This window comes from Gimesia benthica (assembly GCF_009720525.1).
Lineage (GTDB): Bacteria > Planctomycetota > Planctomycetia > Planctomycetales > Planctomycetaceae > Gimesia > Gimesia benthica.
On record NZ_CP043930.1, the window covers coordinates 1,586,328 to 1,610,115 of the forward strand.

The 23,788-nt window shown below is 53.7% G+C and carries 18 protein-coding genes; 8 read left to right on the forward strand and 10 right to left on the reverse strand.

The annotated features are described in order from the left end of the window. The first annotated feature begins 220 nt into the window (after positions 1 to 220). Entirely contained in the window at positions 221 to 4,336 is a 4,116-nt protein-coding gene (locus F1728_RS06045; RefSeq protein WP_155363341.1) for a PAS domain S-box protein, read from the forward strand. Positions 4,337 to 4,346: 10 nt separating this feature from the next. Here the strand turns inward: F1728_RS06045 and F1728_RS06050 are convergent, their stop codons facing one another. From F1728_RS06050 to F1728_RS06080, 7 genes are read right to left on the reverse strand one after another with little or no spacing between them, the layout of a single operon-like run. Continuing rightward, complete coding sequence (locus F1728_RS06050; RefSeq protein ID WP_228030527.1) at positions 4,347 to 5,456, reverse strand: SAM-dependent methyltransferase; 1,110 nt, start codon at positions 5,454 to 5,456, stop codon at positions 4,347 to 4,349. Further along, entirely contained in the window at positions 5,453 to 6,247 is a 795-nt protein-coding gene (locus tag F1728_RS06055; RefSeq protein ID WP_155363342.1) for a DUF1295 domain-containing protein, read from the reverse strand. Before F1728_RS06055 ends, F1728_RS06050 begins: the two co-directional genes overlap by 4 nt. Continuing rightward, positions 6,244 to 7,554, reverse strand: a complete 1,311-nt coding sequence (locus F1728_RS06060) for an SAM-dependent methyltransferase (RefSeq protein ID WP_155363343.1) — start codon at positions 7,552 to 7,554, stop codon at positions 6,244 to 6,246. Before F1728_RS06060 ends, F1728_RS06055 begins: the two co-directional genes overlap by 4 nt. Beyond that, a complete protein-coding gene (locus F1728_RS06065) occupies positions 7,551 to 8,348 on the reverse strand; it encodes a DUF1365 domain-containing protein (RefSeq protein ID WP_155363344.1) in 798 nt (265 codons plus the stop codon). The genes F1728_RS06060 and F1728_RS06065 overlap by 4 nt, the downstream gene beginning before the upstream one ends. Then, positions 8,264 to 9,598: an NAD(P)/FAD-dependent oxidoreductase gene (locus F1728_RS06070; protein ID WP_155363345.1), complete on the reverse strand. Its 1,335-nt coding sequence runs from the start codon at positions 9,596 to 9,598 to the stop codon at positions 8,264 to 8,266. The genes F1728_RS06065 and F1728_RS06070 overlap by 85 nt, the downstream gene beginning before the upstream one ends. Next, entirely contained in the window at positions 9,595 to 10,005 is a 411-nt protein-coding gene (locus tag F1728_RS06075) for a thiol-disulfide oxidoreductase DCC family protein (RefSeq protein ID WP_155363346.1), read from the reverse strand. The genes F1728_RS06070 and F1728_RS06075 overlap by 4 nt, the downstream gene beginning before the upstream one ends. A 35-nt stretch (positions 10,006 to 10,040) precedes the next feature. Beyond that, positions 10,041 to 10,988, reverse strand: coding sequence for a sigma-70 family RNA polymerase sigma factor (locus F1728_RS06080; protein WP_155363347.1), 948 nt, complete (start codon positions 10,986 to 10,988; stop codon positions 10,041 to 10,043). A gap of 248 nt (positions 10,989 to 11,236) precedes the next feature. Between F1728_RS06080 and F1728_RS06085 the strand changes: the two genes are divergently transcribed. Next, positions 11,237 to 12,115 carry a MerR family transcriptional regulator gene (locus F1728_RS06085; protein WP_155363348.1) on the forward strand — a complete coding sequence of 293 codons (879 nt, stop codon included), beginning with the start codon at positions 11,237 to 11,239 and terminating at the stop codon, positions 12,113 to 12,115. A gap of 10 nt (positions 12,116 to 12,125) precedes the next feature. On the opposite strand, the gene F1728_RS06090 is transcribed toward F1728_RS06085, so the two are convergent. Continuing rightward, positions 12,126 to 13,934, reverse strand: a complete 1,809-nt coding sequence (locus F1728_RS06090) for an arylsulfatase (RefSeq protein WP_155363349.1) — start codon at positions 13,932 to 13,934, stop codon at positions 12,126 to 12,128. A gap of 212 nt (positions 13,935 to 14,146) precedes the next feature. Between F1728_RS06090 and F1728_RS06095 the strand changes: the two genes are divergently transcribed. Further along, entirely contained in the window at positions 14,147 to 14,602 is a 456-nt protein-coding gene (locus F1728_RS06095; protein ID WP_155363350.1) for a VOC family protein, read from the forward strand. 96 nt (positions 14,603 to 14,698) lie between these two features. Here F1728_RS06095 and F1728_RS06100 read toward each other — a convergent pair whose 3' ends face one another. After that, positions 14,699 to 14,980 (reverse strand): cupin domain-containing protein, encoded by a 282-nt coding sequence (locus F1728_RS06100; protein ID WP_228030528.1) that lies wholly within the window; start codon positions 14,978 to 14,980, stop codon positions 14,699 to 14,701. Positions 14,981 to 15,154: 174 nt separating this feature from the next. On the opposite strand from F1728_RS06100, the gene F1728_RS06105 reads away from it, so the two are divergent. Continuing rightward, positions 15,155 to 15,778, forward strand: a complete 624-nt coding sequence (locus F1728_RS06105) for an FMN-binding negative transcriptional regulator (RefSeq protein ID WP_155363351.1) — start codon at positions 15,155 to 15,157, stop codon at positions 15,776 to 15,778. Here the strand turns inward: F1728_RS06105 and rny are convergent. Further along, positions 15,775 to 17,322: a ribonuclease Y gene (gene rny / locus F1728_RS06110; protein WP_145038508.1), complete on the reverse strand. Its 1,548-nt coding sequence runs from the start codon at positions 17,320 to 17,322 to the stop codon at positions 15,775 to 15,777. The genes F1728_RS06105 and rny overlap by 4 nt on opposite strands. A 1,005-nt stretch (positions 17,323 to 18,327) precedes the next feature. Between rny and tilS the strand changes: the two genes are divergently transcribed. From tilS to F1728_RS06130, 4 genes are all read left to right on the forward strand, one after another. Continuing rightward, positions 18,328 to 19,401 carry a tRNA lysidine(34) synthetase TilS gene (gene tilS / locus F1728_RS06115; protein ID WP_155363352.1) on the forward strand — a complete coding sequence of 358 codons (1,074 nt, stop codon included), beginning with the start codon at positions 18,328 to 18,330 and terminating at the stop codon, positions 19,399 to 19,401. Between the two features lie 319 nt (positions 19,402 to 19,720). Then, positions 19,721 to 21,274 (forward strand): MFS transporter, encoded by a 1,554-nt coding sequence (locus F1728_RS06120; RefSeq protein ID WP_155363353.1) that lies wholly within the window; start codon positions 19,721 to 19,723, stop codon positions 21,272 to 21,274. A gap of 284 nt (positions 21,275 to 21,558) precedes the next feature. After that, positions 21,559 to 22,788 carry a threonine synthase gene (locus tag F1728_RS06125; protein ID WP_145182114.1) on the forward strand — a complete coding sequence of 410 codons (1,230 nt, stop codon included), beginning with the start codon at positions 21,559 to 21,561 and terminating at the stop codon, positions 22,786 to 22,788. Between the two features lie 38 nt (positions 22,789 to 22,826). Beyond that, the gene (locus F1728_RS06130; RefSeq protein WP_155363354.1) at positions 22,827 to 23,777 is read left to right on the forward strand and encodes a hydroxyacid dehydrogenase; all 951 of its coding nucleotides are present in this window, start codon (positions 22,827 to 22,829) and stop codon (positions 23,775 to 23,777) included. Positions 23,778 to 23,788: the final 11 nt, after the last annotated feature.

Here is a 23,788-nt window from a genome sequence, read left to right on the forward strand (position 1 = left end):
TCTCATTCAACGGTCATAAGGATTCTACCGCCTTCCACAGCGTGAGGAATATCCCTGCAACTTGTGGGAAGCCTGCGGTTTTTCACTCACCTGCAAACTTCCTGACCTAGATTTCAATGGTCGTTGATGCGTCCCGTGGGGATCCGATCACCTGCCTGCAGCGATTTTGTCTGGCACTTTAGAATCGCCGGCTCTTCTCTTTCCAGTATGAGATTAGATTATGCGTCTGGATACTGTACTCAAAGTTCGCGCCAGAAAACTCTGGACTATCTGCCTGTTGTGTGCACTGCTGCCGGGGATGATGGCCTCTGCAATCGCTGCCGAAACATCCGCACCCGCGACTGCAAAAAGTTGTGCTGGCGGTCATTGTGCGCAAGCAGCTGCCAAACCAGAGCTGCAAGCCGAAGGGCCGGTTACGTTTTTCTCGAAACTGTTCGACACCAACGATTACCCGCAGCGCTGGTATTGTGGTACCTGGTCGAGTGATGTGGGCTGGCTGCATATCCTGTCTGACATTGCCATCTTCGGTGCCTATTTCACCATTCCGGTGATGCTGCTCTACTTCCTGTTACAGCGCAAAGATCTCCCCTTCCCGCGAATTATCTGGCTGTTTGCCGCTTTCATTCTGTTCTGCGGTTTTGGACATCTGATTGAAGCGGGCATCTTCTGGTGGCCCGTTTACCGTTTTTCCGGGTTGATTAAGGCCAGTACCGCGATCGTCTCCTGGATTACGGTCTTCGTATTAATCCGTCTGATTCCCGAGGCACTCAAACTTCCTTCCGCGGCGCTGTTAGGTACGAAGCTGCAGGAGAGCCAGGAACGGTTGGATTATGCGCTGGAAGCTGGACAGATCGGCGTCTGGGAGCTCGATCTGAAAACCAACCTGCTCAACTGGGACCGGCAGACGCGGGAGATGTTCGATGTACCTGCCGAGGAAACGGAACTGCACTACGAAGATTTCAGCAAGCGACTGCATCCCGCTGACAGGGAACGTGTCGAAACCTGTTTCAATAACAGCGTCGATACCGGCACTCCTTACAGTTGTGAATATCGCGTGATTTACCGGGATGGCTCGGTACATTACATCTATGCTCAGGGGCATGCGGTCTTTGATGATATTGGTGAGCCGAAACTGTTTGTCGGCGTCTACCATGATTTCACAGAACAACAGATCCAGAGAAATGCCCTTTCCGAAAGTGAGCAGAACTATCGCAGCACCTTTGAGCAGGTTGCGATGGGAATCGCCCACGTGTCTCCCGATGGTCGCTGGCTGCGGTTCAATCAAGGGTTGTGCGATCTGCTGGGCTACACGGATCAGGAGCTGCTGGATCAGAACTGGCAGGACCTCACTCACCCGGACGATCTGGATGCAGACCTCGTCCAGGTCTCGAAATTACTGGCAGGTGAAATCGATTCCTACTCGGTTGAAAAACGATACCTTACACAGGATCAAGCGGTTGTCTGGACTAACATGACTGTTTCACTGGTCCGTCTGCCAACCGGAGAACCACGGCACTTCATCTTCCTGATCGAGAATATCCAGGGGCGCAAAGAAGCCGAAAAAGCATTACAGATGTATCACCAGAAAGTCAAAAAACTGTCCCTGGTCGCCAGTAAAACCAAGCATTCGGTTATCATCTCCGACGCCCGGGGTTATATAGAATGGGTTAATGATGCCTTTACCACGCTGAGTGGTTACACACTCAACGAGGTGATGGAACAGCACCTCTGTGATATATTACGGGGTCCGGAAGCAAACTCAGATACGATTGCCAGCATCAGAGACAGCCTGCAGAAAAAAGAGAGCATCGCGACGGAAATCGTGAATTATGATCGCGACGGACGTGAGTACTGGATCGAGCTCAAGATCGATCCAGTGTTTGATGACGATGACATCCTGCTGAACTTCATCGCCACCCAGGTCGATGTGACGGCCCGCAAACAGTCGGAGTTGGCCCTGCGCATGGCCAACTCACAGTTCAGTAAATTGCGACAGGCCGACATCCTGGGAATCATGACCTGTCGCTTTGACGGCAGTGTCGAACAGGCGAATGACGAACTGCTCCGCATTCTCGGCTATACGACCAACGACCTGGAAGCCGGGTTAATCAACTGCCAGGAGCTGACGCCGACAGAGTGGCAGCAGCGCGATCAGGAAGTGTTGCAGGAAATGCTGGAAACCGGCGCAGCAAAACCGATCGAAAAAGAATACTACCGTAAAGATGGCAGCCGCGTTCCCGTTGTACTGGGCATGACGCGCCTGGATGAAGCGGAGGACCTCTGTCTCTGTTTCGTACTGGATGCCACCGCGCAGAAAGAGACCGAAGAAAAACTGAAAGACGCCAAACAGGTCGCGGAAGAAGCGAGCCGGGCCAAGAGTGATTTCCTGGCCAATATGAGCCACGAACTGCGTACGCCACTCAATGGAGTGATCGGCATGACAGAATTACTGGCCGGTACAAACCTGAACCGACAGCAGCAGGACTTCGTCGATGCCTGCCGGAACAGTGGTGAATCGCTGCTGGGCCTGATCAATGATATTCTCGACTTCTCCAAAATCGAAGCCGGCAAACTGGACCTGGACCTGCATCAATTTGACATAGAAAAACTGCTGATGGACACCATGAGCACTATGGTCTGGCGAGCTGCTGAGAAAGATCTGGAGCTTCCCTGTTCTATTGATCCAGCCACGCGACTGATTCTTAAGGGAGACAGTTATCGACTGCGGCAGGTATTGGTGAACCTCGTCGGCAACGCGATTAAGTTTACCGAAACGGGTGAAGTTTCCGTGCGTGCGGAAGCCATCGAACAGGAGACCGATCAGATCACGATCCGCTTCACTGTGAGTGATACGGGCATTGGTATCTCTGAAGACAAACTGGACCGCTTGTTCCAGTCATTTACTCAAGTTGATGCTTCGACCACACGCAATTATGGAGGCAGCGGACTGGGGCTGGTCATCTCCCGGAACCTGGTCGAATTAATGGGGGGATCGATTGGTATCGAGAGCAAGGAGGGCGCAGGTTCGACCTTCTGGTTTGAGATTCCATTTGAAATCATCTCTCCCACTTCGGTGGCACTCCCGATCCGCTCACCGCTGGCTGGGAAACGGGCCCTGATTGTCGACGACAATCAGAAGTGTCTGCAGATCCTGCACGATTTCGCCAAAGAATGGGGACTGAAAACAGACCTCGCCGTATCTGTCGCGGAAGCCCTTTCGATTCTGGAACGGGCACACGACAACCAGGAGATCATTGACCTGGTGCTGACCGATCTGGAACTGCCGGACCTGAGTGGAAGGGTTCTGGCCCACGAACTCAAGGACGCAGATCCCAAGGTCATTCTGATCTCCCGTTCGCCTGAAACACATCTGAGCCAGAGCGAACTGCAGGAGAGTGGCGCTGCTGCCCTGTTGCATAAACCGCTGAATCGACACAAGCTGTATGAGGTGCTCTGCAACCTGTTTCAACAGGAGTCCAGCCTGCCTCGCATACAGGATCTCGATGCGTATCAGGAGGATGAAGAACACGCATTTCTGTCGGCAACGACGGTTCTGCTGGCAGAGGATAATAACATCAACCAGATGTACGTTACCGAGTTGATGAAACAGTTCGGCTGCATTTGTCATACAGCGGTCAATGGACTGGAGGCCATCGAAGCGGTTAAACGACACAATTACGATCTGGTACTGATGGACTGTCAGATGCCGGAACTGGACGGGCTGGAAGCCACCCGGCAGATTCGTGAACTGGAACAGACAGGGGAACTTGAGGGACATCTCCACATTGTGGCACTCACTGCGAATGCGATCAAAGGAGATCGGGAGCGCTGCCTGGAAGCCGGCATGGATGACTATATCAGTAAACCCGTACAGAAAGTGCAGATCAAAAAGCTGCTCGACCAGTTCCATGCCCGGAAAGCATCTCGCCAGCAATCAGTTTCTGTAAAAACAGAAACTGTCGTTTGCACAGATCGTACGATAGACACGGCTGCATTGATGGAGCTTTGTTGCGGTAATCTGGAACTTATTGAATCGCTGCTGGATGAACTGGAAAGCTCAGGCGAAACGCGTGTGGCACATATTCGCGAACATGCAGATCAGGGCAATGCCCGAGGGGTTGCTGAAGTAGCGCATTCACTCAAGGGAGCTACCAGTATTCTGTGTGCAGCCTCCCTGCAACAGTTATCACAGGAAATTGAGCAAACCGGCACTGAGGACCACTTGGAAACCATTGATGCATTGATCGATGAACTCTCTACCGAAATGCAACGTTGTCTGCGGGAACTTCCCCAAGTCAGAGAAGATCTGCAGGGTATGTCCGAAGAGGGCGAATAATCTCCCGGTTTTAATGCAGAGAGTGTTCCGTCACTTTGTCAGGAAGTGACGGGGCATCATGCTTCACTGTTGTTTTACTCAACAAATAGTGTGAGACGTACCACTCTTCCCCGGACTGGTAACCGAACAGTTCCGCGACCGCGAGGAAAAACAGACGCCAGCGCATCCACCAGCGGTGGGCCTGCTGTGTCCCATAAGTTTCTGCCAGGATCGGCAGGACTTGAGCGCTACGCTGGTCTAGATTATTCAGCCAGGCCTCGGACGTCAGCTGATAGTGACGACCGTTCCAGCGCCACTGCTGTTCGACCTGCATGTGTTGCTGGAAGTGTGAAAACCAGTTATCCGCGGGCATGATCCCCCCGGTAAAGAAATGCCGGGCCATCCAGTCGTCTGCATTTTGATCGCTGAATTCGTAGACATAGTTACGATGGCAGAAAATATGAACGAAGAGTTTCCCGTCGTCAACCAGCCAGTCGGAAATGCGATTTAACAGGCGGGCATAATTCCGCATGTGTTCGAACATTTCCACAGAGACCACGCGATCGAATTTTTGCTCGGGTTCGAAATCGTTCATGTCTGCAGTAATCACATTGACGCGGTCAGCATAGCCGCGTTCACGCGCCATTTGTTCGATCGCTGCCCGTTGAGAATGAGAGTTGGAAACAGCAGTGATGTGACATTGAGGATACTGTTCGGCGATCCAGAGCGTCAACGAGCCCCAGCCGCAGCCCAGTTCCAGGATCTGCATGCCATCTTCAAGTTGTGCATGCAGGCAGCTCTCTTTTAAAGCAGCGACTTCTGCATCGTCGAGTGTAGTCACCCCCTCCGGCCAGTAACAGCAGCTATACTTCCGCTGCGATCCAAGTACCTGCTCATAAAAAGCGGCAGGTACTTCGTAATGCTGTTCGTTGGCCTTCTCCGGAACCAGGGCAATCGGGCTCTTAAGGGCAGCCTCGACGAATGCACGTCGATTTTCAGCATCCGCGGCAGGACTCCCCCCATCCAGGCTATCGAGTCGTTTGCTACAGAGCCTGCGAATGGCACGCCGGACCAGACTGTCGGGGACCCAGCCCCGCTCCACACATTCAATGGCCAGATTCACCAGCATGTCAGTTTTCATGTTGTCACCTGTTTTGATTTAGGAGGCCAGGGAAAGAAGGCACTCGTGGTCCGCTGATATTCGCGATAGGCTTCGCCCCGGCTCTTGATGGCCTGGGCTTCCGTAGGAGGAATTCCCGTCACATTGAGGATGAAATGCAGCATCAGGAGCGGGCCGAGAATTGTCAGCCAACCCCAGGGAGCCTGGATGGCCAGACAGACGTAGGCCCACCAGTGCAGCCATTCAAAAAAGTAATTGGGGTGCCGTGAATAGTGCCAGAGTCCGCGTTGACAGACCTGCCCCGTCTGGTGCGGATCTGAACGAAATCGGGAGAGTTGCTGATCGGCGATCAGTTCCCCAGAGATAGCAGCAAACCAGATTGCGATTCCGAGATAATCAAGAAACCCCAGCGGTGCCGTACTTCGAGCTGCCAGCAACATCGGCAGAGCAAAGAGCAGACTTCCCACCGCCTGAAGCTGATAGAACCAGAAGAGTTTCCCCTGGGCGGCGGTGCCCCATTTTTCTTTGAGGGTCTGATAACGCCCGTCTTCGGGCATGGTCAATACGCGATAGAGAATGTAACCACTGAGTCTTAGAGACCAGAGCAGAGCCAACGTCGCGACGATGATCCGCCTGGTCAAATCGCCTTCCACACTTCCCCAGGCGAAAAACAGACTGAGCAAGCCGACTCCCATGCCCCAGGCAACATCAACAATGCCTGCATCCCCGGTCCGTTTCTGGAGCAACCAGAGCAGTCCCATGACAGCCGACATGCCTGCGCCGCCGATCAGAATCATCCACCAGGGATTCAAGCTATCACCTCCTCAGCCTGTTTGGTCAAGTCGCGAAGTGCATTGTGACGTACGAGATCGAAGCGACACGCCGGCCTGGCGAGCAGCATCTGCACCGTGTTACACTGCCGCTCCTCGAAAGCGGCTTCGCAGTAACAGAAATAATAATCCCACATGCGAATGAATGACTCGGAATAGCCTTGCGCGCGGACCGCGTCGATCCGCTCATGAAAGGCTTCCCGCCAGCAACGGAGTGTCTGGGCATAGTGGGGAGCGATGTCTTCCAGTTGCAGGAGGCGGAAATCGGTCACCCGTGACGTAGTTTCCAGGATCGCGGCCACCGAAGGGAGGCAGCCTCCCGGGAAGATGTAGCGGCGGATGAAATCCACGCTTTTGAGATATTCCTTGAAGCGCTGATCCTTGATTACGATTCCCTGCAGCAACATCATGCCGTCCGGCTTGAGCAGGTCTGAGCACTTCTGAAAGTAAGTCTCGAAGAATTCGGCTCCGACCGCTTCAATCATTTCGATCGAAACCAGTTTATCGTACTGTCCTTCCAGATCGCGGTAGTCTTTCAGCAGGAGTGTCACACGATCGGTCAGTCCGGCGGCGTCCACACGCTCGGCAGCCAGGTTGTATTGCTCCTGCGAAATGGTAGTGGTCGTCACCCGACAACCATAAAACTGGGCGGCATGCACGGCCAGCCCTCCCCAACCCGTGCCGATCTCCAGCAGATGATCGCCCGGTTTCAGATTGAGATTCCGGCAGACGCGGTCCAGCTTATTCAAAGAGGCTTCCTGCATGGTGTCGGTCTCCTGTTCGAAGACGCCGCAGGAATAGCTCATGGTTTCATCCAGGAAGAGGCGGTAAAAATCGTTCCCCAGATCATAGTGTGCATGAATGTTGCGGGCAGCGCCGAGGCGTGTATTCCGTCTGAGCCAGTGTCCGAGACGAGCGGCGCACTGTCGGAACCAGGCCATGCCCCCTTCAAAGCGATCGGTGACTTCCAGGTTGCGAATGAAGATCCGCACCAGTGCCGTCAGATTATGACAGGACCAGTCACCATCGATCAGTGATTGAGCAATGCCTAAGCCTCCCTCGAGGACAGCCCGACGGTAGAAGCGGGGATTCTGCACCAGGACAACGGCGCGTAAGCCGGCATCCGGATCGCCGAAATGCTGCTCCTGTTCTCCATCGATGAGGGTTATCCGACCGTGCTGCATCGACTGTAATTTCTTCAGTAACAGTTTGCGGCAGGTCGTGTCCATGAGACCGGCAGACGCAGTTGCGTTCCAGGTCAGCTCGGGGGATTCGTTGATGGTACTCATGAGGTCCTCGCGTTGGGCTCTGTGCCTGTAATTTGATTATCTGTGGTCGAGAGATGACTGGGATGGGGATAGAAGGGAACCTTCTTCCACCATAGGCGTAGTGCCTGCCAGTAGATCGCCGCGAACACGTACCAGGTCATCAGCGGATAAGTCAGCAGGACCTGCCACAGGTTGCGGGTTGTGATCTCCCGACGTTCCAGTTGCATCGTAACGTCAAATACTTTTTCACTTTCACGATAGTTATCGATATGCACGGTCAGCTTTTGATGGAGCTCTGTCAGTTTCCAGCCATACTGCATATCCAGAGGCATGAAAGGCGAAACATGAAAGACCTTCTGCATCAATTGATCGTCCCCGTTTGTTTCCAGTTGTTTCCGTGAAATCACATAACAGTGCCGTTCTCCCCAGGGCGTGTTGTTCACTTCCGCGACGACGGTTTCCCAGTCTGTGCCTGCACGATTAAAACAGTAGTAGAAAGAAACCGGGTTCATCACAAATCCAAAATACCGCAGATGCGTGAGCAGCCGAATCGGCCCCTCGGGTCGGGGATAGCCCTGCTCTACCACAAAGTCGCGAACGCATTCTCCCAGTGGTTGTCCCGGATCGCCCAGATGATCTGCTCTGCGAAACCGGGCCAGAGCCGGACGACGGGTAGACCAGCACCAGCGTCCCTCGAACACGGAATCGAGTTCATCCAGATCGAGGTACATCAGGTAGATTCGATTGCGAAAGCTGTGTTCGACGGGTTTAAGTCGTCTGTGTCGAACCCAGCCGGTGTAGATTCCGCTTTCCATATATCTTCAGTTTCCAGTAAATTTCGGCAGACCGCCAGGGCACTGTTAACACCATCCTCGTGAAATCCATTGCCCCAATAGGCACCACAAAACGAGGTTTTTCTCTGATTGATCACTTCCGCGTGACGCCGCTGAGTCTCAGCCCGCTCGATCGTAAAAATGGGATGGGCATATTCGATACGACGAATGACCTTGGAAGGATCGACCCGCTCCTCACCATTGAGTGTCACACAGAACGTATGCTGTGAGTCGAGGCTCTGCAGCTGATTCATGTTGTAAGTAATGGTCGCTTTGCGATTCTCTCCCCTGGGCATGAAGTAATTCCAGCAGGCCCAGGCACGTTCACTGCGTGGCAAAACGCCCGTGTCGGTATGCAGCTGGGCGATATTCGGTTCATAGGGGAATGCGGAGAGCAGTTCGCGTTCGACCGGGTGTACGTCGCTACCGAGAATTCTCAAAGCCTGATCGCTGTGACAGGCAAAAATCACGTGATCGAACTCTTCAGGAGCAGCATTGACCGGAGCCACTTCCACACCTTCCGTGAGACGCCTGACAGCTTTAATGGGGGTCTGCAGACGGATTGACTCTCGAAAGTCGGCGGTGATCGCTTTCACATACTGCTGTGAGCCGCCACAAACCACACGCCACTCAGGCAGTTCCCGGATCGCCAGGATGCCATGGTTGCGGTAGAACTCCACGATGAAGCGAATGGGAAACTGTTCGAAAGTGCCTACCGGGCAGGACCAGATCGCCGACCCCATGGGGAGAAAATACTGATCGATGAATTCGCGGGAGTAGTTCTCACGCTTGAGGTATTCGCCGACCGTCAGGGTATCGTTATCTGATTCCAGCAGGGCCAGCGAATGTTTGTTGAAACGAAAAATATCACTCAGGAGCTTGTAGAAGCGAGGGTTGAACAGATTCTTGCGTTGAGCGAAAAACCCATTCAGATCGGCACCCCGGTATTCCAGCCCGGTTCGTTCACACTTCATGCTGAAACTCATCCGGGTCGGCTGTGATGTGATTCCCAGTCGGTCCAGCATGCGGGTGAAGTTCGGGTAGGTCTGGTGGTTAAAAACGATGAACCCGGTGTCGACAGGATGTTGTTCGCCGTCCAGATTGACCTCTATCGTGTTGGTATGCCCGCCGATGTAATTATTTGCTTCGAAGATTGTGACGTCGTGCTTTCGGTGTAGAAACCAGGCAGCTGTCAGACCGGAAATGCCGCTACCAATGATGGCAATTTTCATGTATGTACCTTATCTTGAGGCGGCTTCACTGTACACTGCCCCTGCTGACAGCGCCCCGTCAATCTTAACCTGTGACGGGCAAAATGTCTGTAAAAATAATCGAGACTGTGTGAAATACCGGGCAGGCGGGTGGGAATCACGAGCCAACGGAGACCAATCGCAGAATAGAGTCGACGAAATACTTCCACACCGCTGACCCAGGAACCGTCGGGGAGACGCCCCTGCATCTCTTCCATAAATTCTGCCTGTGTTTTGCCATAGACCTCTGGATCAAAGTCTTGCGCGGCAATATCGGTGAAATGAATCTTGTGGCGGCGATCGAATCGCTTCAGCAGGTTGACCTCCCGCCGACAAAGCGGGCAGTCGCCATCATAGAAGGCTTCGATTTCGCAGTATTCACGATCCATACTTCACCGTTCTTGTCGTTAAATAAACGTTAAATTCAGCCGCCGACGAGTTCGCGAATCGCATCGAGACGCGATCCTTCTGCGAGTGCTCTCAGTTTGGCTACGGCCCGCTGTTCGAGCTGACGCACTCGTTCTTTGGAGATGCCGAGTTCGTCGGCCAGTTTCTGAAAGGTCTGAATCTTGCGATGTTTGCCGAGAGCAAAGCGGCTGCGAACAATAAACTGTTCCCGCTGATCGAGGGTGTCAATCGTCTGCTTGAGCAGGTCGGAGAGTTCATCCCAGACCGCGCGGACCATCATCGGATTCTTCTGCTCCTGTAACTCTTCCAGGGTGCGCTCTTCGCCCAGCTGCTTGAACTTATTGCGTTCCTTGCGGCGATTGGCAATTTTGCGATACGCGTAATTCGAAATGGAGTGGTATGCGTACGTACTGAAACGGAATCCCCGTGCATAATCGAACTTTTCGATGGCATTCATCAGCGTGAGGCAGCCATCACTCAGTAGCTCGTCAAAGCTCACGCCAGGAGTCACACATTTCTTGACGATCGAGACCACCAGTCGCATATTACTGCGAAAGATCTGGTCGCGAACCTGTTCTGCCTGCTGGAGCAGATTTTCGATTCGCTCCAGCTCGCAGGGCTCGACCTCCTCCGGGTCTAGTTTGCAACGATGCATATTGGCTTTGAACTTGAGGTAGTTCATCCTGCGGAACAGATCCTGCTCGTCAGCTGCAGACAGTACTTCTGAGCGGCAGAGACGGGCGATTTGAGTCGAGAGTGCCCGGCTGCCCGGTTTCGTGAAGGCAGCAGTTGGAATCTCTGATTTACTCTCAGGCAAGGGTTGCCCCAGAATTAGTTCGTCTGCGTCTGAATCCTGAAAGCTGGGATTCGGGATGAAGTCGATTTCAGCCTGCAGGATCTTACGAGCACGTTCTGCCAGCTGATGTGATGACTGCTTACAATGATCTTTTGAACATACTATCATTTTCGTATTCCTGAAAATCGAAATTCGTTCATTTCGTCTACATCATTTATACACATGCAGGAAAACAAAAACAACCACAAATTCGTTCAAAACGTTCATTTCGGAGAAACTAAATGTATCCTGTTACCATTGACCAACTTATAATTATGTGACTTGTCAGATTACACTTTCCAAACTAAGATAAGTCAACTCAATGTTTTTGTTCTTTTTCGATAACGACCATATCGTCCACATCAGAATCAAGTCTAATGCACGAATTTCTGACTTCTAAACAGGTAGCCCGCGCCATTCAGGCCAGTGAATCTTCCGTCAAACGCTGGTGCGACAAAGGAGTGATCCCCACCCAGTACACGGCTGGGGGACACCGTCGGATCGCCCTGCCAGATCTGATCGAATTTTTACGTTCCAGTAAGTACGACCTGGTACGTCCCGAAGTGCTGGGGCTCCCTGCCACGACTGGACAGACTAGTCGGGTCATTGACCGTGCTGAAGAGCAGCTGACCGAAGCGTTGTTAAAGGGTGAAGAAGATCTCTGCCGTAAGGTCGTGCTGGACCTTTACCTGGCGGAACACAGTATCAGCGCCATCTGCGATCTGGTAATCGCACGCTCCTTTATGACCATTGGTGATCGGTGGGAATGTGGAAACGCTGAGGTGTACCAGGAACGACGAGGTTGCGAGTTGGCCCTCCGCCTGCTGCATGAGTTACGGACACTGATTCCTAATCCCCCACTTGATGCTCCCGTGGCCTTCGGTGGTGCGGTGGAAGGGGATCTCTACAGCCTGGCGACCACTATGGTTGAACTGGTGCTTCGTGACATTAAGTGGAATGCGTCATCACTGGGAACCAACCTCCCCTTCTCCACTCTGGCCGCGGCAATTGAGCAACAGCGGCCGCGGATGTTCTGGCTAAGTGTGAGCTACATCCGTAACGAACAGGAATTCCTGCAGAACTACGCCGAACTCTACGATGAATTCGGTATGGATGTGGCCTTCGTCGTCGGCGGACGGGCTCTCAAAGAACCAATCCGGCAGCAGATGCAGTATGCCGCCTTCTGTGACAATATCCGCCACCTGGAATCATTTGCTCAAACACTGCTCAATGCCTCGGAAAAAGAGCCGAAGTAAGCACTCGCGTTTATTTCCGGTTCACATAGACATAGTAGGCACCACAGATTTCCCGCCCCTGCTCATCCAGTAGCCAGGTTGTGAGTTCCATTTGTCCGGGCTTCAAGGGAGTCTCAATCGTAATCGACTCCCCATCAGCATCCGGTTTGGCCGTCGCTTCGAAACTGCCAATCTTGAGACGGCCTTTCGCGACTGGCAGCGCCACTCCTTCGGCGAGCTGGCCATCGGTTACTTTGACAGCCGGCGTCCCCTCGTTCAGCTTCAACCCACTTTCGCGGGGCCAGCGGCGCAATTCGAATTCATAGTTGCCCGCCTCGGCAATCGACAACTGCCAGGTCCCGTTGCGGCGGATTCCACGACGCACCTGCCCCTGCTGATCGACAAAGACGTCCAGCCATTCACAGGCGGTGAGCATTGAAGGGTTCTCCGCCGCATGGCCAATAATCACGCGCTGCGGCTCGGCTACATGCGGTTGCAGTTCCTGCCACCATTGATCGAGGTGTGCCTGCATCCGGGCGACGACTTCCGGATGCTGCTCTGCCACGTTCTGTTTCTGCAGCGGATCGCTGGTGAGATCATACAGTTCCCGGTTCTCCAGCCAGCGCCAGCGTTTCCAGAGGACGGCGGCTCCTTCTTTTCGAGGCTTCGCGAGGAACATGTTTTTCTTATTGCCGACGATGGGCATGCGGCTGTAGTTGACGACCAGCATTCGGTCCGGCAGCGATTTGACTTCTCCCCGCAGACGCGGCGCCAGACTGATCCCGTCCAGTCGCTGCTCAGGCAGAGGGAGTTCACAAAGCTCGGCCAGGGTGGGGAGCAGATCCTGAACGTGGGCCAGATCATTCAGGTCACGTGCCGGGCCCAGGTTACCGTGTGGCCAGCGAATGAAACAGGGCACACGATGGCCTCCCTCCCAGAGCGTCACCTTTCTGCCACGCATGCCAGCGTTATAGTAATCAGGTCCCATCGTACTGCCGTTATCGGTGAGAAAAATGACGATCGTATCGTCGCGCAGTTTCGATTCGCTCAGAAACTGTTCCAGCTTGCCGATGTTTTCATCAATGTTAGCGCACATCGCGAGGTAACTGATGAGTGCTTTTTTACGCTGGGGTTTGAGATGTTGCACGACCTCGGGATGCTCCCGGAGTGCTGCTTCGACTGGTCGCCGATACTGATCGGGAACATACAGTGGTCCGTGGGGGGCATTCAAAGGCAGGTAGGCAAAAAACGGCTGGGACTCATCACGGGTACGGATCCAGTTCTGCATTTCACGAAAAAAGACATCCGTGCAATAACCGGTCTGCTTGACCCGGTGTCCGTTGTGCAGATAAGTATCATCAAAATAATCGTTGATCCAGTAGTCGGGCACCGCGCTGATGTGTGATGAGGGGAACCAGAGTGTCTCCTGAAAGCCACGATCCTGCGGACGATAGGGATAATTGTCTCCCAGATGCCATTTCCCGAACATGCCGGTGCGATAACCGGCCGCCTGAAACTGGTCGGCCATGGTCTGGAGTTCGGGTCTGAGCAGCGTCCGCCCGCTGCTGACATTCATGGCGGCATTGCGAAACGCGTCCTGCCCGGTCATCAGTTGCCCCCGGGTCGGGGTGCACATCGGGGCGACGTGAAAGTCGGTCAGACGGACACTCTCAGCGGCCAGCTGATCGAGGTGGGGAGTTTTGAGCAGGGGATTTCCGTGACAGGAAAGTTCACCGTAACCCTGGTCATCGCTCATAATCAGGATCACATTGGGTTGACCGGCAGCCAGAACCGGATTGAGCCCAGAAAACAGTAACAGAGTAATGAGCAGCAGTCGCATCGGATTTTCCCCGAAATTTCGCGTGAAGGTAAGAGTCCAACTGATAAAAAACGCTAGTTTTCAAGTGTTTCTGACAGGGGGAAAATAGTTTACATGAATTGCTATTCCTGAAACAGATTCCATTGTATAATGGTCACATAATCAGTTCAAATATGGTTTGTATTGCGGGTCCTGTTTCGCCTCCAGTCCCCAGCATTTCAGGAGAAATCAAGATGGCCCCCCACTACACCCCCGATGGCTACCACGCAGTCACTCCCTATCTGCTGGTAGAAGGGGCAGCGAGACTGATTGAATTTGTAACATTCGTCTTCGATGCGACAACTGAGTTAATCTCATACCACGATGACAAGATCGGCCATGCGACACTGAGAATCGGCGATTCCATGATTGAGCTGGCCGATGCCTGCGAGGAATGGGGGCCCACCTCCGCAGCTTTACACGTTTATGTACCGGATGTCGATTTCACCTATCAGAGAGCCCTGGAAGCCGGCGCCTTAAGCCAGCGGGGGCCGGCAGACCAGTTTTACGGTGAGCGGAGCGCCTCGGTGAAGGATCCTTTTGGAATCCAATGGCATATCGCAACCCAGACGGAAGTACTCTCCAAAGAACAGTTGCTCCGCAGGGCTGACGAATTCAAACAGCTGCAAAGCCAGCAGCAACACCAATAGAAAACTGACGCGATCAGTTTTCGTCTGACTCTGTCGGGATGTACTTGTTATACAGCTCCGCGTAGTCTTCGCGGACCGGGCTGAATACATCCAGGACTACCGCAGGCCCATCGACGGCAACCGCCTGATGCGGAGTGTTGGGGGAATAATGAACATCGCCCCTGCTTCGACAGTTCGCACTTCGTCCCCCATCGTCAGTTCCAGCCGGCCTTTGAGGAGCATTCCGCCCTGCTCGTGTGGATGATGGTGCATGGGCACAATGGCCCCTTCCTCCATTTCCAGGTAAGACAGCATCAGATTCTCCCCGAATGGGGTCCGCATTTTACAGCCAGGCAGGACTTCCAGGGGCTTGACGGAATCGATATCAATAAAGGGCATTATTTCGGAACTCCTTTGCATCAGAGTGGTTTCCGCCTCACGATGATGGCAGTCACTTCAAGTTAAAGAAATGATCTGAGAATTGATAGTCTGACGAACCTGCGAACCGAAACCGCTGTCAGAACTGAATGTACATTCCGCCCCCTGCTCTCTTCCCGAGGACCAGTTGATTCCATGTATGTCCCAGCCGCTTTTGCCGAAACCGACGTCAGCCGACTGCCCCCGTTCATCGAGCAACACAGCTTTGCCACACTGGTGAGCAATCAGGGAGAGGAGCCGTTTGCTTCCCACCTGCCTTTACTTTTGCAGCATGGGGTGGGACAGAATGGGTGCCTGCTGGGGCACTTTGCCCGAGCGAATCCGCAAGCGGAGACTCCAGACAATCAGAATGTGCTGGCTATCTTTCATGGTCCGCACGCTTACATCTCACCCACCTGGTATGCCTCACAAAATACAGTCCCCACCTGGAACTATCAGGCGGTGCATGTATACGGTCAGTATTCCCGGATCACTGATGACGCGGAGTTGAAAGCGATCATCGCAGAAACCGTGCGGTTTTATGAAGCCTCGCAGCCTGTGCCCTGGTCAATGCAGACTCCGGAAGCCGAGTTCACCGAGGGACTGCTCAAGGGAATCGTCGGCTTTCGGATTGAGATCGAACGCATCGAAGGGAAATTCAAACTGAGCCAGAACCATCCCGAAGAGCGGCGGAAGAAAGTGATCGATGCCTTAAAAAAACAGAGCAGCGACGACGCTCAGGCCATCGCTGCTCTGATGGAAGCAGATCTTCCCGCTTAGCGGGCGTATTCGACCGTGCGTGCCTCGCGCATCACGGTCACCCGGATTTCGCCCGGGTAGGTCAGGGTTTCTTCAATCGCCTTGGCGATGTCTTTGCACATCTTGGCTGCTTCGCGGTCGTTGACCTGATCGGAATCGACGATCACGCGAACTTCACGACCGGCCTGAATCGCATAGGTATGATCGACACCCGGGAAGCCGCAAACCAGCGTTTCCAGTTCTTCGAGGCGACGCACATATTTTTCCAGCGTATCGCGGCGGGCACCAGGACGCGAAGCAGAACAGGCGTCCGCTGCAGCAACCAGAACCGTGTAGATGTAATCGGGGCGGATGTCGTCGTGATGACCGGCGGCGGCATGCACGACTTCCTGACATTCGCCGTACCGCTTCAGCAATTGGGCACCGACAGCAGGGTGGCCCCCTTCCATTTCGTGGTCGGCTGCTTTACCGATGTCATGGAACAGACCACAGCGACGGGCAAGTGTCCCGTCCAGGCCGAGCTGTTCTGCCATGATGCCGGTCAGAGCGGAAACTTCGATTGAGTGCCGCAATACATTCTGACTGTAACTGGTGCGGAAATGCAGACGGCCCAGCAGGTCGATCAGCTTGGGATGCACCCCGGAAATATTGACTTCCTGACAGGCATTCTGCCCCATGGTCTGGATGTATTCTTCGAGTTCCTTCTGCGTCTCTTCGACGACTTCCTCGATGCGGGCCGGATGAATGCGCCCGTCGTTGACGAGTTTCTGCAGGGACATTTTACCGATCTGCCGACGCACGTTATCGAAGGCCGAGACGACAACCACTCCGGGTGTGTCGTCTACGATCACATCGACGCCGGTCGCTTTTTCGAAGGCGCGGATGTTACGACCTTCCCGACCGATGATCCGCCCTTTCATTTCTTCTTCGGGCAGTTCCACGGTGGAGACGGTGGTTTCAGCCACGTGTCCGGAGGCGAACCGTTGGACGGCCATGCCGATGGTTTCGCGGGCCAGCTTATCACAAGACTGCTTCAGTTCGTTCTGATACTTCAGGATCAGGGCACCGGTCTCACTCTTGAGATCGTTTTCCAGCCGGTCGAGCAGCATCTGGGATGCGGTTTCGCGATCCAGGCCACTGATTTTGAACAGCTCTTCCTGCTGCTTCTTCAGAGCCCGCTCCAGTTCCTGTTCGCGGGCTTCGACCGCTTTGGTGCGGGAGGCCAGCTTGGACTGGGTGGCCTGAATCATGGATTCCTTTTTGAGGAAATCGGCCTGCTGATCTTCGAGCGCGTTCTCACGCTTGCTGAGCTTTTTCTCAACGGACCAGAGCTCTTCGCGCTGCTTGTTGACTTCTTCTTCCAGAGATTCGCGGCGTTTGAGCAGCTCTTCTTTGGCTTCCAGCTTCTGGCTTTTGAGCAGGTTTTCGGCATCGAGTTCGGCCTGTTTCAGGATCTGCTGATAAGACTGATAGGCAGATCCACGGCGAATCCGGTCAATGAAATAACCGATGAAGGCCCCGACAATGAGCGCCAGAGTAGCTCCAATAGCGACTTCTGTTAACATATTCCAGGTGCTTCCTATGCGCCTTTGGTGAAAAGTCCCTTTCCTGCAGAATGCTATTTGGCGTTAACATACAACAGAGACAATACCGTACAAATCCTCAATCTCCAGTCCTGGAGATCAGGCCGGAAGTGTACGATGCAGGTTGTCAGGAATTTCTCAGAATGACAGGAGCGTCCGGGAGTTTCTGATCGATCTAAAGATGTCTGAATAAAGATATGAAATTCAAATAACAGCTTTAACTCAGCAGTAGTCTGGAACTTGGTGAATTTGAACAACAAACAGATGGCCCGTGCAGGTGCCTGCTAACGCCGTCGAAAGTATCTCCGGTCTGTGCGCACCGGGACGGGTACCTTCGACCGTAATTCGATCCCCAGATAAGACAGAATTTGACGCACCCACTCCTGCTGCCCCGTCAGTTGAGTCTGAACATGTGCAGGGGAAGAGCTTTCTTCCGTCCAGGAAGAGGATTTCCGTGAACGAATCAGCGTCGGCAATCGTTTCGCCACTTTTGTGAACAGAACATAAATTGCAAGGATTGTCTCATTGAGAATGCCAAACATTGTTGATTCTCCAATTCAACTGTACCTGATACTACTTTAGAAACTCGTACTGCACAGAGATTGTTTTGACACAGCAGCTGAAGCTCAGTTTCCGTGTCGTAAACAGTTCTGTGACAATGCTCCCGATCAAGCCAGGAAATGCCGAAAGGAAACTTAAAAATAAAATACAATGAAACTATTATGAAAAGCTCACTCCAGAACATCCAGAAAAAAACGGGAAACATCAGCCGATTCCCAAAGTTCGTTCCTTTTGGAATCGAAGAGATGAATCTGTCTGTAACTCGAATGACAGAGGAAACTTCTCGCAAATTTCCCAATTCATGGTAACAAGAGATTTCCGGATGCGATAGTATATTGCGAGAAATATTGGTTCAATTTCCCATCTCGCTCTCATGCGTCAGATCTGCCTGCGTGTCTCCCGTCAGTGAAAGAAACGATTGCCCTTATGAATGAGTTTGTCTCAGCAGTGAATCGCGGCTGGCGCGCCTGCGAGCAGCGGATTGCAGCCGAGCAAACGCATATACCAGACAAGAGTCCACCTGCAACACAAGCCGAGAGAACCCTGGTTGCGGTCTCAGGTGGTGCAGACAGCGTCGCGTTGCTGCGCGCCCTGATGGAACTGGTCTCAGCGACAGAGCACGACTGCCGCCCCGGTTCTCTGGTCGTAGCCCACCTGAATCACGGCCTGCGGGGCGCAGATTCCGACGCGGACGCAGACTGGCTGACCGAGACCTGCCGGGCATTGAATCTGCCTCTCGTATTGGAAAAACAGGAACTGGCACCGCAACAGACGGGACCCTCGACGGGCCTGGAAGAACTGAGTCGGTCCGCCCGCTATGAATTTCTGATCCGGACTGCGAACGCAGAACACTGCACGCGGATTGCGGTCGCGCACACGCGCGACGATCAGGCGGAAACCGTGTTGCATCACATCATCCGCGGCACTGGAATCTCCGGCCTGAAAGGCATCCCCCGTGTTCGTTTACTGGCGGAAAACCTCTATCTCGTACGTCCCTTGCTGGATCTCGGTCGTGAAGACGTCGTGCGATATCTGCAGGAGTGCGGCCAGGAATTTCGCACCGATGCGTCGAACACAGATCTGCGTTTTACCCGTAATCGCATTCGTCATCAGTTACTCCCCTACCTGAAAACAGAGTTCAATCCCGCTGTCGTGCAGGCCTTACAACGGCTCTCGCAACAGGCGGAAGAAGTCACTGAAGTGATTTCGGCAGATGTGACACAGATTCTAAATCGTGCGACCCTCGATCGGAACCGGGAGACCTGGCGGCTGGACTGTGATCAACTGTTCGATACTCCCGATTATCTGGTCAAACAGTGCTTTCTCAAGATCTGGCAGGAGATGCACTGGTCGCGGAAGCGGATGGGCTTCGATCACTGGCAGCGACTGCTCGAACTGACGCGGGAGGGCCAGAAAATTCACCTGCCCGACCAGATTGAAGCGGAACGGCGGGAACGCCTGCTGATTTTACGCAGGCTGCCTGACCGCACGGAGACTTAAGATTCAGGAATCTGACAAACATTCGCATTCCTGCATACGTCAGGAATCTGACAAACATTCGCATTCCTGCATACGTATTGTGGAAATCTCAATCGGGGTTGGTTAGAATCTGGCGTTGCTGATCAACCTGCAACCAGCGTCCGCTCGAAACATTGCCTTTCCGGCAGCCGGTTGTGCTAAGTCGTCGTCGTGTGCTCAAGACCTTTCGAAGTATCCATTCCTGATCAGCATCTTCCAGTTTCGCTTTGAAACGTTTGATACTTGAACCACACCTTGCACTTAATATTCTCGCCCTCAATCAAACAAAGAAGTCGCAACCATGAACAATAACAAACCGCTGTTTATTGCGAGTTTTATGACTCTCATCGCCGCCGGCGTCGGATTCGCCATCCGCGGCGGGATCCTCGCAGACTGGGGTGCCCAGTACGGATTCACCAAGTTCGACCTGGGAACGATTACCGGAGGCGGCCTCGTCGGTTTCGGTGTCGTGATTCTGCTGGCCAGTCTGATCACCGACAATGTCGGCTACAAACCGATCCTGCTGCTGGCATTCATTCTGCATGTGCTGTCAGCCCTGGTCACCTTTGCTGCGACACCCATCTTCAACAGCATGGGTAAAGATGCGACCTACTGGTGTCTCTACATCGGGATGTTCATGTTTGCAGTGGCGAACGGCTTGTGTGAAGCGGTCATCAATCCGCTGGTTGCGACACTTTATCCTCGACAGAAAACGCACTACCTCAACATTCTGCACGCCGGCTGGCCGGGCGGGCTGATTATCGGCGGGATCATCGCTACGATCTACACGAGCATCAAAGGCAATGTTGCCGGAATGCGATGGGAAATTCCAATGGCGGTCTTTCTCGTGCCGACCCTGATCTACGGTTTCATCGTGATCAAGCAGAAGTTTCCGCAATCGGAAGCCAAGTCGGCTGGTGTCAGCTTTGGCCAGATGTTGATGACGTTTGCCAGCCCGCTGTTGTTGTTCCTGCTCCTGCTGCATGCCTGTGTCGGTTATGTAGAACTGGGTACGGACAGCTGGATTGCCAACATCACAGAGTCCATCGTTACGGGACAGGGACTGTATCTGTTCATCTACGCTTCAGCGATCATGTTCGTCCTGCGTTTCTTCGCCGGTCCGATTGTAGAAAAAATCAATCCGCTGGGTCTGCTCTTCATGAGTGCCTGCTTCGGTTCCATCGGTCTGTACATGATCGGTTCTTCACAGGGAGTCGTCTGGGTCTGGATCGCCGTGACTGTTTACGGCCTGGGTAAAACCTTCCTCTGGCCGACCATGCTGGGTGTGGTTGGCGAACTGTTCCCCAAAGGGGGCGCGATCACCATGGGCGCCATGGGAGGCATCGGTATGCTCTCAGCCGGTCTGTTGGGTGGCCCCGGCATCGGTTACAACCAGGATTACTATGCGACTGAAAAGCTCGAGGAAATTGCTCCTCAAACTTACGAACGCTATTCCGTTGCGGAAGCGAACGGCTTCCTGTTTCTCCCCAAGATTAAAGGTCTCGATGGTTCGAAGGTCAGTGTCTTGAACAATGATGGCCAGGATCTGGAGAAAAAAGTAGAACAGCTTGATAAAGAGGGAAAATCGGATGCATACATTTCCAACCTCAATACCTGGTGGCAGGGAGCGGAAGCGTTTGCCCCTGAAGATATCGGCCCGGTAGAAGAAGCCGGCATCTACGGAGGTCGGATGGCACTGAAGTGCACGGCCCTGGTTCCGCTGGTCATGGCCATTGGTTACCTGATTCTGGTGATCTACTTCTACATGAAGGGTGGCTACAAGGCAGAAGTTCTGCACGGCGAAGAACCGGACGGCGAACACTACACCGGTGGTGTTGAAGGTCCCGTTGAGTAAGGCTTGCCCGGTGTCTGTTGAAGTTCACGAACGACCACTCATTAGGGGTGGTCGTTCTTTTTTTGGGTACCAGAAAGTTTCTCTCGGCAGGAACGTCGGAGTGGTACCAGACTTCATGCTTAGCCAGTGCTGTCAAGTGATCGCCAAAAAAACATTCAACAGTGCCGATGGGTTGACATTTTGACTGATAGCTGGATAACAGAACTATAAATACGCGTATTCCCCGCCTTGAAATCTAATACATCGTCTTACCGATTCTTCTTTCAAATAGCAGGTACGTCCCCATGCAAGACGCTTTCCCCGAGTCTCCCACGTTTGTCACCCACCTTGAATGTGGCATGGAGCATGATCACTACGAAGCCGACCAGTTACACGGCCTGTCCAAAGCGGGCAAGCCCCTGCTGGTGAAATACGATCTGGACGGCATCAAGCAGTCGGTCAGTAAGGCAGACCTGGCAGCCCGCCCCGCGACTCTCTGGCGGTATCGCGAATTTCTGCCGGTTCGCAAATCGGAAAACATCGTCAGCCTGGGCGAAATTCATACACCACTGATTCCCGTACCACGTCTGCAGGGAGGACAGGGTCAGGTCTGGATCAAAGATGAAGGTCGTCTGCCCACGGGTTCGTTCAAAGCCCGCGGTCTGTGCATGGCAGTCTCGATGGCCAAAGAACTGGGCGTCACCAAAGTCGCGATGCCCACTAACGGGAATGCAGGTGCCGCACTGGCCGCCTATGGTACCCGGGCCGGCATGAAGTCTTACATCTTCTGTCCCGGTGATACTCCAGAAATCAATGTCCGTGAAATCGCCGCCCAGGGAGCGAACGTCTGGCGGGTAAATGGACTGATCAACGACTGCGGAAAAATTGTGGGTGAAGGGAAAGAGAAAGTCGGCTGGTTCGACTTCTCCACACTCAAAGAACCGTACCGCATCGAAGGTAAAAAAACGATGGGCCTGGAACTGGCCGATCAGATGGGTTGGGAAGTCCCCGATGTCATCTTCTACCCGACCGGCGGTGGTACCGGTTTGATCGGCATGTGGAAAGCCTTTAACGAACTCAAAGAGATGGGCTGGCTCACCGGTAAACTGCCTCGCATGGTGGCTGTCCAGGCATCCGGCTGTGCCCCGATGGTGAAAGCCTATGAAGCGGGTGAAGAACACGCCCCACTCTGGGAGAATGCCCATACAATCGCTGCAGGAATCCGGGTTCCCATCGCCGTTGGTGACTTCCTGATTCTGCGTGCAGTCCGGGAAAGCAACGGGTTTGCGACTGCCGTCGATGATGACAAAATCTCGGCCGCCCTGGATGAATGTTCGCAGAAGGAAGGTTTCCTGATGTGTCCCGAAGGGGCCGCGACCTATGCCGCCTACAAACAGGAACTGGCATCGGGTCGTGTCAGCCCGGATGAGAGTGCAGTCCTGTTTAACTGTGCGACCGGATTGAAATACCCACTGCCTCCCGCAGACCAGTCAATCGATATCAACGAGCCCGTTGACTACTCGATGTTTGACTAATACCCACGCCACGAACTGAGAGCAGCAGGAAGTAAGCCATGAGCAATGTGCTGGTGACCGAAAATATTCAAGGGGCATCCATGAACGATCTGATGAAAGATCTGGATGTCGAGTTTGACGCCTACCTCTGGCAGAACGTCAATCTGCTGAAGCAGAAGCTTGCAGATGCCCAGGCACTGATTGTCAGGAATCAGACGAAAGTCAACCAGGAACTGATTGATGCAGCTCCCAACCTGAAAATCATTGCCCGCGCCGGTGCGGGTCTGGACAACGTCGATACCGCTTACGCGAAAGAGAAAGGCATCGTCGTCAGTTACACGCCCGATGCGAACTCACTCTCTGTGGCAGAGTTGACGCTGGGACTGATGCTGGCCCTGCTCCGCAAGATTCCCGAAGCACGACAGGACACACTGACCGGCGGCTGGAACCGCATTAAATTCACCGGCACCGAATTGAATGGCAAAACACTGGGCCTGATTGGCATGGGACGGATCGGTACACTGACCGCAACCCGAGCCCGGGCCTTCGGTATGAACATCATCGCCGCCGACCCGTATCTTGCTGCCGACGCACCGCATTTGAAAGAGCTCAACGGCAAACTGGTTTCGCTGGATGATCTGCTGGCACAGGCAGATGTGATTACCTGTCACAGCCCGCTGACACCGGACACGCGCGGGATGCTGACCTATCAGCATTTCAGCAAAATGAAACCGACGGCCTGTTTCATCAACACCTCGCGGGGAGAAGTCGTCGACGAACGGGGACTGACCCAGGCGTTGCTGGAACATAAGCTGGCCGGTGCTGCCCTGGACGTGCGGGAAGTCGAACCTCCTCACCAGAGCGCCCTGAATCAACTGGAGAACGTGATCTTAACACCGCATATCGCCGCCTTTACCCTGGAAGCCCAGGAGCGGGTGGTAGACGCGGTCTGCGAAGACGTCCGACTCGTGCTGAGCGGCAAACCGGCCGTCAATGTTTTTCAATCTTAAACTGAGAGTAC